Below are 14,057 nucleotides of genomic sequence, written 5' to 3'. Positions count from 1 at the left end.
GGCAGCCAGACACAAGCCTGTACCCCCGCCGCTTCCTACCATACCCCTCGCAACACCTCCTGCTTTACGCCTATCGATAATCTTAAAAAGAACAGGCCTTGCATGAACCCCATTGCTCGATTTCCTTCACGTCTCGCCATTTCCTCGCTGACCCTGCTCGGGCTGTGCAGCCAGGCGGGTGCCTACACGCTTTATCAGGCCGACGGCTTGCAGGTGGACAGCCGAGTGCTGCTGTCCTACGGCCTCTTTCACAGTGACGAAAGTTATAACCAGGGCGGCCCGGTCAAGAACGGCGCCATCGGCTGGAGCGAAGGATTCGCGCGTTATGGCCTTTATGCCACTCAGCGACTGGACGCGCTGGGCAACTCGACGCTGTATGGCGAGTTCAACCTCGTCAGCAGCGGCACGTTCGGCTCCGGCGATGCCGCCGGCTACACCGATGGCAGCGAACGCCGCACCGCCGTTGATCGCAAGTACCTGGGCTGGCGCTCGGGCGATCTGTTCCCGGCGCTGGGCACCGATGGCCTGGAGTTTTCCGCCGGCAGTCAGAAAATCCGTGTCGGCGACGGCTTTATCATCAATGGCGACGGCCTGAGTGTCGGCCATAATCTGGGTGACGGTGGCCTGGACCGGGGCGGCGCTTATTACCTGACGGCGCGCAACGCCTTTGATCAAACCGCCTGGCTGCATCTGGGCGGCAAAGGCCCGTGGACCGGCGACCTGATCTGGATCAAGTCCGATAACCAGATCAAGGCCAAGCCGGAGCTGGGCGTGGCAGTGCTGGAGCACCATGCTGCCGAAGGCACGCTGGGCCTGACCTATGTGCGCGGCCTGGGCGTCGACAAGGACTACGCCAACCCGTTCTCGGCCCAGCGCGACGGCCTCAAGGTCGTCAGCCTGCGCGGCCAGGGCAACCTGGGCGTGGAGTCGCTGTTCACCTCGTTCGAATACGCCCACCAGGAAAAACAGCAAGGCGATGAAAGCGCCTGGTACATGGAGGCCGGCTGGACTTTCGCCCAGGCGCCATGGCAGCCGCAGCTCGCCTACCGCTACAGCCGCTACTCGGAAGACTACGATCCGCTGTTCAGCGGCTACAGCCGTGGCTACGGCACCTGGTTCCAGGGCGAAGTCGCGGCCAACTATTCAGGCCCGTTCCAGCGCAACGCCACGGTGCAGATGCTGCGCCTGGAAGCCAAGCCCCACCGCAACGTCGCGGTCGGCGCCCTGCTGTTCGACTTCAATACCCTGGACAACCGCCAGGGTGACTTGAGTGCTCGCGAGCTGGACCTGTACGTGGATGTCAACTTTGATAATGGCCTGACCATCAGCCCGTTGATTGGCCTCTACAAGCCGGACAAAAGCGCCGAACAAGGCGGCTCGCAACTGGGCAGCCGCGACCTGAATCTCTACAGTCAACTGGTGGTCACCTACGGCTTCTGACCGTACGGTGTTCACGTAAAAACCGGGAAGATAACAACAGCCATGAACCCTCTCATTCGAAAACACCGCCTGGCCACCCTCAGCCTGGCGCTGATGACACCCTGGTGCGCGGCGCAGGCGACCAGCCAACCCAACGTACTGCTGATCGTTGCCGACGACCTGGGCTACTCCGACATCGGCGCCTTTGGTGGTGAAATCGATACACCCAACCTCGACCGCCTGATCAAGGACAGCCGCCAGCTGCAATCGCTATATGTGGCACCGACCTGTTCGCCGACCCGCTCGATGCTGATGTCCGGCACCGACCACCATCTGGCCGGCGTCGGCAACATGGCCGAGATGAATACTCCACACCTGACCCCCGAGCAGCAGGATCGTCCCGGCTACGAGGGCTACCTGAACCAACGCATCGCCGCCCTGCCGCAATTGATGAAGGACGCCGGTTACAACACCTACACCGTGGGCAAATGGCACTTGGGCGGCGCCGACGGCCAGCGTCCGGCGCAGCGCGGTTTTGAACAGTCCTACTCGTTGATGGGCGGCGGTGCGGCGCATTTCAATCAATCCGCGCCCATGCAGATCGCCTCGTCGGCACCGCCGCCGACCTACCGCGAGAACGACGCCAAGGTCAGCCTGCCGGCCAACTTCTACTCTTCACGCGATTACACCGCCAAGCTGATCGACTACATCGATGCCGGTCGTAAACAGGACGACAAGCCGTTCTTCGCCTACGCCGCCTACACCGCCGCCCACCTGCCGCTGCAAGCGCCGGATGAGTTTTTGAAGAAGTACAAGGGGCGATATGACGAGGGCTACGATGTGGCCGCCGAACGACGCATCGAGAAAATGAAAAAGCTCGGCCTGGTGGACGCCGGCGTACCGGTCACGCCGATGCCGGCCGGGGTCAAGCCATGGGCCAGCCTCAGCGCCCGGGAGAAGGCCGTTTCGGCGCGGACCATGGAAGCCTATGCGGCGATGGTCGATGCCTTTGACCATGAGATCGGCAACCTGGTCGCGCACCTCAAGGCCAAGGGGCTGTATGACAACACCCTGATCGTGTTCCTTTCTGACAATGGCCCAGAAGGCAACGCCTGGGACAAGGACGAATCCAACGACAAATGGATCCCGGCGCACTTTGACCTGGCGCTGGACAACATCGGCCGACCGAACTCCTTTGCCTTCCAGGGTGAAGCCTGGGGCCAGGTCAGTGCCCAGCCCTTCCGTTTCTTCAAGGCCTACACCCACGAAGGCGGCATTCGTTCCGCGGCCTTTATTCGCTACCCGCAACGCGTCAGCCCAGGCCAGAGCGACGCGGTGGTGACGGCCATGGACATCATGCCGACCATCCTCGACGCCGCCGGCATCAAGCACCCGGGCATCGAGTACCAGGGCAAGACCGTGCAACCAATGAAAGGCATGTCGATGCTGCCGTTCCTGGAAGGCAAGGCCCGTGCCGTGCACAACCCGGATTACCCGGTGGGCTTTGAGCTGATGGGGCGCAATGCCGTGCGCAAGGGCAACTGGAAGATCGTCTACGACTACCAGGGCGGCCAGGGGGTCTGGAGTCTCTATGACCTGGCGAAGGATCCAGGCGAACTGCATGACCTGGCGGCCAGCAATCGGCAGAAGCTCGATGAACTGCTGATCGAATGGACCCAATACGTCCAGCAGAACAACGTCATCTCCACCGGGCGTGATACCACGTACCCCCGTCGAGACTACTGATCACCGCTGTCAACCGTAGGAGCCGGCTTCAGCCGCGATGGGGCGCGCAGCGGCCCTGGGGTCTGCTTCGCAGCCCATCGCGGCTAAAGCCGGCTCCTACAAAAGCATTGAGCATCGTTGGGGATCTTGCATGCACCCACTTATCAAATGCCTGCTGGTGAGCCTGGCGCTCGCCTGCCTCGGCGCCCAGGCAGCGCCTTATGCGGCACTGGGAACCTTGAATGATTGCCGCGCCTATCCCGGGCGGCCGGATCCTGCCGTGCCGACCGAAGAACAATGGGTCGAAGGCGGCAGCTTCATCCTGGGTTCCAATACCCATTACGCCGAGGAAGCGCCGGCCCGCCAAGTCACGGTCGAGGGGTTCTGGATCGACCGCCACGAAGTCACCAACGCACAGTACCGGCGCTTCGTCGAGGCCACCGGCTACCGCACCCTGGCCGAGCGTGGCCTGAACCGTACGCGCTTTCCCGGCCTGCCGGAACCCCTGTATCGCCCGGGCTCCACGGTGTTCGTGGCGCCGACGCAGCTGGCATTCAATAGCCTGCAATGGTGGACCTACATCGAGGGCGCCAATTGGCAACACCCCACCGGGCCTGACAGCTCGATTGCCGATCTGGATAACCATCCGGTGGTGCACATCGCCTATGAAGACGCCAAGGCCTATGCCGACTGGATGGGTCGTGCATTGCCGACCGAGGCGCAGTACGAATATGCCGCCAAGGGTGCGACAGGGACGACCTTCCCGTGGGGCAAAGTGCTCAACCCGCACGGCCGCAGCATGGCCAACACTTGGGACGGCGCCTTCCCGCTGCGCAATGGCAGGCAAGATGGCTTTGCCGCCACCGCACCGGTTGGTTGCTACCCGGCGAACAACTTTGCCCTTTACGACATGGTCGGCAACGTCTGGGAATGGGTGAGTGACCGCTGGACGCCCGACCATGGCGCGGCAACGGTTTCGCACCCGGACATCGACCTGGAAGACAACCTCAGCGAACAAGCCCGCGGCACAGAATTGGGCACCATCAAGGGCGGCTCGTACCTGTGCTCGCCGTCCTACTGCAAGCGCTACCGCCCCAGCTCCCGGCATGCCCAGGATCTCACCATGGGCACCAACCATATTGGCTTCAGGACGGTGTCGATCAGGCCCGGGCCTTAGAGGTACTTAAGCCAGGTGATATCCCGCCGCCGCTGCTTCAACGCCGCAAACCAGCGAGTCGGATAAAACAGCACCACGGCCAGCAACATTGTCCACAGCCAGATCGCCCAGAGCTGATCGAAGCCGTAATAGTCCCCCTGGTCGGCGCCCCAGATCGCCAGCGCCACCAGGTAGAAGACCTTCAGCACATACAGGTGCAGCAAGTAAAAGAACATCGGCGCACCGCCGTACAGCGCCAGCACGGCACTCTCGCGTCGGGCCTGCCAGCGCTCGAACAACGCCAGCAGCAAACATCCAAGGCCCAGGGTCGGTAGCAGGAACATCACCGACGGCGGATACTTTTTCGCGCTCAGAAAGCTCATGACCGTGCGCAGGCTGTCGCCGGTGTAGACCCAGGGCTTCTCCCCGTAGACGTTGAGATAGCGAATAACCAGAAACGCCAGCAACAACCCGCCACCCAACTTGAGCAGCCGCGCCATGCGCACTTGGGGTGGCACCTCCTTGCTGAACCAGGGCCCGATCGTCCAACCCAGCAGAATCACGCCGATCCAGGGCAACACCGGGTACGTTGTCCGCGCGCGGGTGACCTCGGTAATGTCGATAAACACCCGCTGGTGCAGGATCGACCAAGGCACGAACAGCGGCGATTCCGGCCCCAGCACCAGGTCATCGAGCAGGTTGTGCCCGGCAATAATTGCCACGCCCAGCACCATCAGCCAGCTGCGCTTGAAATGCAGCAACCCAGCCAGGGCGATCATGCAGAGACCGATGCACCAGATCACTTGCAGCCAGAGCGTCCTGGGCGGGAATTCGGCGGTCCAGGCGAAGCAGACGAAGGTCAGTTCAAGAAACACCAGAAACAGCCCACGCTTGAGCAGAAATACCGAGGTGTCACGCAGGCTGTGCTTCTGGCTATAGAGATAGGCCGACAGGCCCGTCAGCAGGATAAACACGGGGGCGCACAGGGTGCTGAGCATGCGCGAGAAAAACAGCCCCGGGTCCACGGTCAGGGCGTCCATCGGGTCGCTGACCTGACGGTGCAGGAAGAAGGTTTCGCGGACGTGGTCCAGCAACATGCACAGCATCACAAAGCCGCGCAGGGCGTCGATGGCCAGCATCCGCGATTGGGCGATAGCCGCAGTGCCGACGCGTTCCTGAGCGAGCGCGCCCTGCCCCGCCAGCCCAGTGGAGGTAGAAGAAAGAAAAGCCTTGGGTCGCATGGTTCCATTGCCGTCAGGTGATGATCGAAAGGGCATATGGTACATTATAACAATTCATTTCAACACGCCGCGCCGATGTTTCCAATTGTAACCAAACGCTCTATCACGTGCCTTTGCGGTGTCCGGCTTGAAGCTGCCGATCAAGCACTTCACACTTGCCGCCTGAAAATTCTTCGAGGTTTACCATGAACACCGAACTGACCCTCACCGACCTCGTCATCGGTGACGGCAAGGCTGTCGTCAAAGGCGCGCTGATCACCACCCAATACACCGGCTGGCTGGAAGACGGCACGGTATTCGACTCGTCCTTCGAACGTGGCAAACCCTTTCAGTGCGTGATCGGCACCGGCCGGGTCATCAAGGGCTGGGACCAGGGCCTGATGGGCATGAAAGTTGGCGGCAAGCGCAAACTCTTCGTGCCAGCGCATCTAGGCTATGGCGAGAGGTCGATGGGCGCGCATATCAAGCCGCACTCGAACCTGATTTTCGAGATTGAATTGCTGGAAGTGCTGACGCGGGAGGATTAAGCAAGTCATTCAGGGTTAGCCGAAAGAGGCTTATGCGCTTCGGGACGCCGCGCCTACCCCGGCAAGGTTTTTGTCGCTTGTGCTGGCCTCATCGCTAGCAAGCTCTGCTCCCACATTGTCGACAAGGTAGGAAGCCGGGCTTGCCCGCGAGGCGGCGTACCTGATACACCACGGTGCGCCTATCGCTGGCAAGCCATGCTTCTACAGACGTACGGCTCAGCTTCGGGGAGTGCCTGCGAACATGAAATCTCCCACAGGGTCCCCACTTTCAGGACCTGTCTTCAAAAACTCAGCAACCAGAGGCTCAGCCCCGGGAAGGCCACCAGCAACACGATCCGCATCAGGTCCGAACACAGGAACGGCACGATTTCGATGGCGGTCTCGCTGTACGGCACATCCCTGGCCGTGCGCTGGACGATAAACAGGTTCATACCCAGTGGCGGATGAATGAGCCCGATCTCCACCACCATCAAGGCCAGAATCCCGAACCAGATCGACTTGTCTGTCTCGCTCAGCCCAAAGAAATCCAGGCCCATGATCATCGGGTAGAAAATCGGGATGGTCAGCAAGATCATTGCCAGCGAATCCATCACGCATCCGAGCAGCAAGTACAGCCCCAGGATGATGATCAACACCAGCATCGGCGCCAGCCCGCTGCCGATCACCCACGCTGCCAGCTCGCTGGGCATCTGTGTCAGGGCCAGGCCTGAGTTGAGCAGGTCGGCGCCCAGCAACACCAGGAAGATCATCGCCGAGGTTTCTGCCGTGCCCAGCAAGCTCAGGCGAATACCCGACCAGCGCATGCCACCCTGTACTACCGCCAGCACGCCACAGGCCGCCGCCCCCAGCGACGCCGCTTCGGTCGGATTGGCCCAGCCGCCGTAAATGCCGACGATCACCACCAGGAACACCCCGATCACCGGGGTGACATTGATCAGCGCCTTGAGCCGCTCCGCCACCGAGGCCTTGGGCGATACGGTGGACTGGGTTTGGTCACGCGCGACCATGATACGCAGCACGATCATGTAGCCGATGATCGCAATGACGCCCGGCACAATAGCGGCCATAAACAACTTGGCAATGGATTCCTGGGTCAGCACCGCATAGATGATCAGCGGCACCGATGGCGGGATCAGAATCCCGAGGGTGCCGCCCGCCGCCACGGTGGCCGTGGCCAACCGACCCGAGTAGTTATGCCGGCGCAGCTCCGGCAGCGCCACATGGCTCATGGTCGCGGCCGTGGCCAGTGACGAACCGCAGATGGCGCCAAAGCCTGCACAGGCACCAATAGCCGACATGCCCATACCGCCCTTCCAATGCCCGATAAAGCTCGAGGCGCAGCGGAAGATCGCCCGGGACAGGCCGCCATGGGTCGCGAACTGGCCCATCATCACGAACAGCGGGATCACCGCCAGGTCGTAGTTGGACAGCCGCGAGTAGGCCAGGTCATTGAGGGTAAACAGCAGCGACGACAGGTCCCCATTGTTCACCGCCCAGAAACACGCCGCTCCGCCCACCATCATGGTGATGCCGATATGCACTCGCAGCAGCAACAAGCTCATGGTGAGGGCCAGTGCAATCAAACCCAACGACAAACCGCTCATGACCGACCTCCCAGGCCCAACACCTCATACGCCCGCGCCAATGCGCACATCCCCAACAACACAAGGCTCGGCACAATCAGCATCAGTGGAATCCACAGCGGGATGGACAGCAGCGTCGTGGCATCGCCGAACGCATGGTTATCGACCATCTGCAGACTGGTGCGCCAGGCCAGGATCCAGGCCACCGCACAGCACAGCACATGAGCGATGCCATCGAGCCCGGTGCGAATGCCCTGAGGCAGCCAGCCGGTCAGCGCATCAACCTTGATATGCGTGCCGCGCAGCTCGCACAAGGGCAGGAACGCAGCGATCGCCACCGAGGCGCCCACCTCCATGAGTTCCATGTCGCCGCGCACCGGCATGGAAAACAGCTTGCGGCCGACAATCGAGACGATCGACATCGCCACCAGCCCGAGCAGGATCAGCCCGCCGCCCAGAGCGAACCCCAGGGTGACTTGCAGCAGGGCAAACCGCGCCCGGCCCTGATGGGCGTGCAACTCGAATGAGAAATCCAGTGATTCCTTCATCCCGATTACTGCCCCGTGCCAGCGAGGGCGCGCACGCCGTCAACCAGCGCCTTGCCGTCCAGGCCTTTCTTGTCTGCTTCTTCGACCCATTGCTGCACGGCGCTGGCAGAGGATTTCTCCATCAGCGCATAGGCATTGCTGTCGATGCTGACCAGGGAGGCAGTCGGGCTTGCGCTCAGGGCGCTGTCGGTGGCTTTATCCCACGCCGTGGCGAAGCGTTCGGACAGCGCCTTGCCGCTGTTGCGCTCGATAATCGCCTGCAGGTCGGCCGGCAGGCTGTCGAATTTGCGCTGGTTCATCAGCATTGCCAGCACGGTGTAGCCGAAGGCCGGCTGACCTTGCGGGGTGACGCTGTGGTACTGGGTCACTTCATCGAGCTTGGTCGCCGGCACCACTTCCCAGGCTGCCAAGGCGCCATCGACCACGCCTTTGGAAATGGCTTCGGTCATTTGCGCCGGCGGCATGCTGACTGGCGTCGCGCCTAGGCTTTCGAGGGTTTTCGCCGCTGTACGGCTGGACGCCCGCAGCTTGAGCCCGGCCAGGTCCGCCCCGCTTTGCACCGGCTTGCCACGGGTGTGCAGGTTCATGCCGCCGTCGCCGTGCACCACCAGCACCTTGTAGCCGTTGAAGTCGTCCTTGGCGTACTGCTGGTAGAAATCCCAGATGATTGCGTTGCCGGCCTTGCCGCCGTAGGGCAGCACGAACGGCAGCTCCAGCGCTTCGACACGCGGGAATTTACCGGCCGAATACGCCGGCGCCGTCCAGACGATGTCGGCCACGCCATTGCGCGCCATGTCGGCGAGCTTGGCCGGCGTGCCGCCCAGCTGCATCGATGGGTAAAGCTGGCATTTGATCCGGTCGTTGGACTCCAGGCGCAGCTGTTCGCACCACGGCTCGATGATGTTGACCTGGGCGTTGGAGGTGGACGGCAGGAAATGAGCGACTTTCAGGGTGATGGTGTCGGCGTGGGCCGAGACAGCGCAGGTCGGCCTTCAACACAGCCCTGGAGATAAAAATAATGACAAGGCACCCAAGCACCCTTCCGGCACTGACCTGCCTGCTCGCTGGCACCTGTACCTTGAGTGGCGCTGCACACGCCGTCTTTTTGAACGACAGCAAAGCCAGCATTGAAGCTCGCAACATGTACATCAATCGCGACTTCCGCCAACACAGCGCGCCCCAGTCCAAGGCCGAGGAATGGGCCCAGGGCTTCACCTTGCGCTATGAGTCGGGCTTCACCGAAGGCACCGTGGGCGTTGGCGTCGACGCCATCGGCCAGACCGCCATCAAGCTCGATTCGAGCAGGGACCGCCGCAACACTGGCTTGCTGGCCTTCGGCGCCCAAAGCCTGGAGCCCGAAGACACCTACAGCGAACTGGGCCTGACCGCCAAGCTGCGGGTGTCCAAAAGCGTGCTCAAACTCGGCACCCTGTAACCCCAGCTGCCGGTGGCCTCCTACAACGACGTGCGGCTGCTGTCATCCACTTACGCGGGTAGCCTGCTCACCTCACAAGACATCGCCGGCCTGACCTTCAACGCCGCGCGCCTGGAGAAAATCAACCTGCGCGACTCCTCGAGCAACGATGAGATGAACTACGGTGGCGTGCGCAGTTCGCACCTGGACCTGGCCGGCGGCAGCTACGCAATCAACCCGGCGCTGGCGCTCAGTTACTACTATGCGCAGATGCAAGACATCTATCATCAGCACTTCGTTGGCCTGGTCAATACCGCAGCACTGGGCCAGGGTGTGTCGCTGAAGACCGACCTGCGTTATTTCGACACCTCCGAAAGCGGTGATCACCGTTTCCGTAGCGCCGCACGAGTCGATGGCGGGCGGATCGACAACCGCTTCTTCAACGGCATGCTCACCGTAGGCATCGGCCCACACAAATTCGGCGTCGGCTACCAGAACCTTTCGGGTGACGGCGACTTTGCCTACCCCGGCCTGGACCCCTACTCCGTCAACCTGGTGACCTTCAACGTCTTCACCAAGGCCGAGACCGACGCCTGGCAGGCGCGCTACGACTATGACGTCGCCGCACTGGGAATTCCCGGCCTGACCTTCATGACTCGCTACGTCAGCGGCAGCCATATCAACACCGCCGCGGTGCAAGACGGCAGCGAATGGGAACGCGACACCGACCTGGTCTACACCTTCCAGCAGGGTTTCATGAAGGGCTTCAACGTGCGCCTGCGCAATGCGACGTTCCGTTCCGGCAACGGGCTGACCACCGACGCCAATGAAAACCGCGTGATTCTGGGCTATACGCTGGCGTTGTAATTGATAGCGTGACAAGAGCCATTCGTGGGCTTGCCCGCGAACAGGTGATTAGATTCAGGTGCCATCAAACACCTGGTGATCTGCGGACGGCAAAGCAATTACAACGACGACACCACCGTCCGAGTTTTCGTCAACAGGCATTGCCATTCGGCCGTGAATAGCGACCCTTTCATGAGTTCATCATCGAAAAGGGCCGCATGCTCAGCGGCGGTCCATCAGATGGTTAACAGCCGCAGACGATGGGCGTTCCGTCCTTGCCCTCGCTACCTTCGGTGGCGTACCCGTCACGTATCCACCAGTCTAGGCCGCCAAGCAGCTCCTTTACCTGAAAACCTAGCGTCAGCAATTTCAACGCCGTCTTGGTCGATGCGTTGCAACCGATCCCATCGCAATAGGTCACATAAACCTTGGACTTATCCAGCCCCACGGTGGTGTTGAAGCACAGTGCCTTATGGGGAAGATTGATCGCGCCAGGAATATGTTGGCGCTCGTAAACCTGGGCACTGCGCCCGTCGACGACCACCACGCCGGCACCGTCCTTCAGCGCTAGGTAGAGGTCCCAGCTGTCGGTTTCATAGCTGAGTTTTTTTTGGTAGTAGGCCAGTTGATCAACACTCATTACAGTGTCCTCTCTCAGAGTGAAAAAGCTAAAGTCGCCGCGATTTTCGCAACGCCACGTTGCGCACTGCCCAACTTGCCCGAATAGAGGCAAAAGTCGTGGGGAAGGTCGCCATGAAAATGGTGATTGACCGGCGCATTATGTCGGGTAGCCTGTTCGACAAAAGCCTGTGCCTCGTCGCGCCATACATCGTGGCCTGCGCTATGCAGTTCACACGGTGGTAGTGCTACGAAGGAAAAGTCGTCGCTCAAAGGGTCGAAATGCTCGGCCATGCACCAAGGTGCCCAATGCTGAGCGAACCAGGCCAACGTTGCGGCATCCAACGGAAAGCCCTCCGCGAGTACCGCACCCATTGCACGAGGTTCGACCAAACCCTTCGTAACCGTAGAGATCACACTGCGAACAATGAAATGTCTTGTATGGTAGCAACCTTATTTGTTGGCCAATCAAATTGGCATAATGCTCGCCGGCCTGTTTATAAGCCGAGTTATTTGCCGCCTGCATAAAATAATCGAGATGAATATCCGCCAGCTCCAACGACAATTGCATAGCCCTGCGCATGAGTCGCCCATACTAAAACGACTGACGCAGCAACGCATTAGCTTTACGTGGGAGGTAACTTTGATAATCATCACTGTAACTGACAAACAGCACATCGTGCCCGCGCTGCCTGAGGACTCGCTGCATAACATCCGCTGCGAGAAAAGGACCCGACAAGTGCCCGAGGTGAAGATCCCCATTGGGAGTGGGAGGCGTAATGGGCACAATGAATTTTGACGCCAAAATAAAGTCCTTTTATAAGCGAGACACCAATCCGATGGTTTAGTTTCAAGCGGACCCGAGACTATACCAGCGCTTTTTTGAATGCAACGGAACCCGCCGATATTTTTTGTACTCCGTCGAACAAATGTAGCGCTCCATGTTTTCCTTCCTTTTCAGACGTGGGCAAGAGCGGTTAGATTACGCAACATCAATCTAAGAAGTTATTACTTTTTGCGTAAGCAACTACTTACAGCGAACTAGTACCTTGCCCACACCGATCGGCAGCCATAAAACATTTTGTTTATGCCGCAACACAGTAATACCTACTAAAAAAGAGTTGAGATCAACGCAAGCCATTGTTTTTTAATGCATTCAACCCAGTATCAGGAGCATTCTGGAACTGCGCATGGGGCTTGAAGTGCAGGCGGCCACACTGGCTGCTATGCGCCGCACTGATGAGCAGCTGGCACGCATGCGCCAGGCGAGCGCTTTTCCGGCGAGTGACCGTTGCTGTGCGGCCCCCAAGTCGGCCCTCGATCATAGCCCCATATCTTCGCCCTGCCACTACGGCCCTGACTACGCCGATGCCGCTCCTCGACATTCCCGTTTCGGTAGCTTGCTGATAATGAGCCATCGTTCATTGAAGCGCGCATCGAGGTCACTATGACAAGCAACCATACGGAACAGGTCGATCCCGCCACCCTACGCAAAGTCATCTGCGCCGCTGCCATCGGCAACTTCGTGGAGTGGTTCGACTTTGCGGTCTACGGCTTTTTGGCCACCACCATCGCCCAGCAGTTCTTCCCCAGTGACGACAGCGGTGCGGCGCTGCTGAAAACCTTCGCGGTGTTCGCCGTGGCATTTGCCTTCCGGCCGCTGGGCGGGATCTTCTTCGGGATGCTCGGGGACCGCATCGGACGCAAGCGCACGCTGGCCGCGACGATCCTGTTGATGGCCGCCGCCACGACCCTGATCGGGATGTTGCCCACGTATGCCAGCATCGGTTTGCTGGCGCCGCTGTTGCTGACGCTGATTCGCTGCGCGCAAGGGTTTTCCGCGGGCGGCGAATATGCCGGCGCCTGCGCGTATCTGATGGAGCATGCGCCGCGCAACAAAAGAGCCTGGTACGGCAGTTTTGTGCCCGTGTCGACCTTCACCGCTTTTGCCAGTGCAGCGGTGGTGGCCTACACGCTGGAGGCGAGCCTGTCTAGCGAAGCCATGAGCAGTTGGGGCTGGCGGCTGCCGTTCCTGATCGCGGCGCCGCTGGGCATCGTTGGCCTGTACCTGCGCTGGCGGTTGGATGAGACCCCTGCGTTTCAAACCGTGACCGAGCAACACGAAGTGGCTCACTCGCCACTGCGTGAAACCCTGCGCAACCACGGCGCGGCGATCTGCTGCCTGGGCGCGTTCGTGTCGCTGACGGCGCTGTCGTTCTATATGTTCACCACCTACTTTGCGACCTACCTGCAAGTGGCAGGCGGCCTGAGCCGAGCGACCGCATTGCTGGTCTCGGTGATTGCACTGGTGTTCGCCGCGGCCCTGTGCCCGGTGGCCGGTGCTTTTTCTGACAAGGTCGGACGGCGTGCGACGGTGGGAACTGCCTGCGTGCTGTTGCTGGTTGGCGTGGTCCCGGCGTTCCTGCTCGCCAGCTCCGGCTCGTTCCTAGCATCAGTGCTGGGCGTGATGATGCTGGCGACCGGCGCGGTGCTGTGCGGGGTGGTCACGGCGGCACTGCTGTCGGAGACCTTTCCGACTCGCACCCGCTATACCGCTTCGGCCATCACCTACAACATGGCCTACACAATCTTCGGCGGCACCGCCCCGCTGCTGGCCACCTGGTTAATCAGCCAGACTGGTAGCAACCTGTCGCCGGCGTTTTACCTGATGGGGATTTCGTTGTTGGCGCTGGCCGGGGGGCTGGCGTTGCCGGAGACTTCGCGGATATCGCTGGATGAGGTGGGAGAGCAAACTAACAAGCCTAATGCGGCGGTGCCCACTACATGAGACGGCTAACGCTTACTGTGTTGGGATCTTGGGAAGATATGGGCTGAATCCAGCACAACCCCTGTACAGACTGTGTGAAAACCAACTGTGACCGCCTGAACAAACAAATGCCTCGACCTGTTCGGGGCATTTCTGAGTACGCAACAGGAAAAAAAGGCCTTATTCAGGCCATCAGCTCCATCATTCGACGTA

At 60.6% G+C, this 14,057-nt stretch carries 12 protein-coding genes and 2 pseudogenes; 7 read left to right on the top strand and 7 right to left on the bottom strand.

All coding sequences use genetic code 11. The features are described 5' to 3' along the window. Positions 1 to 102: 102 nt before the first annotated feature. The 3 genes from GUY40_RS15220 (at position 103) to GUY40_RS15210 (ending at position 4,321) form a co-directional block, all read left to right on the top strand. Positions 103 to 1,440, top strand: coding sequence for a hypothetical protein (locus tag GUY40_RS15220; RefSeq protein WP_178117836.1), 1,338 nt, complete (start codon positions 103 to 105; stop codon positions 1,438 to 1,440). Between the two features lie 42 nt (positions 1,441 to 1,482). Next, the gene (locus GUY40_RS15215; protein ID WP_166569740.1) at positions 1,483 to 3,165 is read left to right on the top strand and encodes an arylsulfatase; all 1,683 of its coding nucleotides are present in this window, start codon (positions 1,483 to 1,485) and stop codon (positions 3,163 to 3,165) included. A 130-nt stretch (positions 3,166 to 3,295) separates the two neighbouring features. Then, entirely contained in the window at positions 3,296 to 4,321 is a 1,026-nt protein-coding gene (locus GUY40_RS15210) for a formylglycine-generating enzyme family protein (RefSeq protein WP_166569739.1), read from the top strand. Here GUY40_RS15210 and GUY40_RS15205 read toward each other — a convergent pair. Next, entirely contained in the window at positions 4,318 to 5,541 is a 1,224-nt protein-coding gene (locus tag GUY40_RS15205; protein ID WP_166569738.1) for a DUF1624 domain-containing protein, read from the bottom strand. The two genes, GUY40_RS15210 and GUY40_RS15205, sit on opposite strands and share 4 nt — an antisense overlap. 185 nt (positions 5,542 to 5,726) lie before the next feature. Here GUY40_RS15205 and GUY40_RS15200 point away from each other — a divergent pair, with 185 nt between their 5' ends. After that, positions 5,727 to 6,068, top strand: a complete 342-nt coding sequence (locus GUY40_RS15200) for an FKBP-type peptidyl-prolyl cis-trans isomerase (protein ID WP_166569737.1) — start codon at positions 5,727 to 5,729, stop codon at positions 6,066 to 6,068. A 281-nt stretch (positions 6,069 to 6,349) separates the two neighbouring features. Here the strand turns inward: GUY40_RS15200 and GUY40_RS15195 are convergent, their stop codons facing one another. The 3 genes from GUY40_RS15195 to GUY40_RS15185 are packed head-to-tail and all read right to left on the bottom strand — an operon-like array spanning position 6,350 to position 9,149. Beyond that, on the bottom strand, positions 6,350 to 7,672 hold the full coding sequence (locus GUY40_RS15195) for a TRAP transporter large permease (RefSeq protein ID WP_166569736.1): 1,323 nt from the start codon (positions 7,670 to 7,672) through the stop codon (positions 6,350 to 6,352). Next, positions 7,669 to 8,199, bottom strand: coding sequence for a TRAP transporter small permease (locus GUY40_RS15190; protein WP_166569735.1), 531 nt, complete (start codon positions 8,197 to 8,199; stop codon positions 7,669 to 7,671). Before GUY40_RS15190 ends, GUY40_RS15195 begins: the two co-directional genes overlap by 4 nt. A gap of 5 nt (positions 8,200 to 8,204) precedes the next feature. Continuing rightward, entirely contained in the window at positions 8,205 to 9,149 is a 945-nt protein-coding gene (locus GUY40_RS15185) for a TRAP transporter substrate-binding protein (RefSeq protein WP_178117839.1), read from the bottom strand. 68 nt (positions 9,150 to 9,217) lie between these two features. Here GUY40_RS15185 and GUY40_RS15180 point away from each other — a divergent pair. After that, positions 9,218 to 10,480 (top strand): annotated as a pseudogene (locus tag GUY40_RS15180) (OprD family porin). A 223-nt stretch (positions 10,481 to 10,703) separates the two neighbouring features. Here the strand turns inward: GUY40_RS15180 and GUY40_RS15175 are convergent. From GUY40_RS15175 to GUY40_RS28800, 3 genes are all read right to left on the bottom strand, one after another. Then, positions 10,704 to 11,099 (bottom strand): rhodanese-like domain-containing protein, encoded by a 396-nt coding sequence (locus GUY40_RS15175; RefSeq protein WP_166569734.1) that lies wholly within the window; start codon positions 11,097 to 11,099, stop codon positions 10,704 to 10,706. A gap of 14 nt (positions 11,100 to 11,113) precedes the next feature. Beyond that, entirely contained in the window at positions 11,114 to 11,452 is a 339-nt protein-coding gene (locus GUY40_RS15170; protein ID WP_218585455.1) for an alpha/beta hydrolase fold domain-containing protein, read from the bottom strand. A gap of 220 nt (positions 11,453 to 11,672) precedes the next feature. Beyond that, a complete protein-coding gene (locus GUY40_RS28800; protein ID WP_371924820.1) occupies positions 11,673 to 11,864 on the bottom strand; it encodes a class I tRNA ligase family protein in 192 nt (63 codons plus the stop codon). Between the two features lie 376 nt (positions 11,865 to 12,240). On the opposite strand from GUY40_RS28800, the pseudogene GUY40_RS28350 reads away from it, so the two are divergent. After that, a pseudogene (locus GUY40_RS28350) lies at positions 12,241 to 12,345 on the top strand (FCD domain-containing protein); the annotation flags it as partial. A gap of 179 nt (positions 12,346 to 12,524) precedes the next feature. Continuing rightward, positions 12,525 to 13,865, top strand: a complete 1,341-nt coding sequence (locus GUY40_RS15155; protein WP_166569732.1) for an MFS transporter — start codon at positions 12,525 to 12,527, stop codon at positions 13,863 to 13,865. Positions 13,866 to 14,057: the final 192 nt, after the last annotated feature.

This window comes from Pseudomonas sp. R5(2019) (genome assembly GCF_009905435.1).
GTDB lineage: Bacteria > Pseudomonadota > Gammaproteobacteria > Pseudomonadales > Pseudomonadaceae > Aquipseudomonas.
This window is presented reverse-complemented; position numbering and strand designations above follow the sequence as displayed.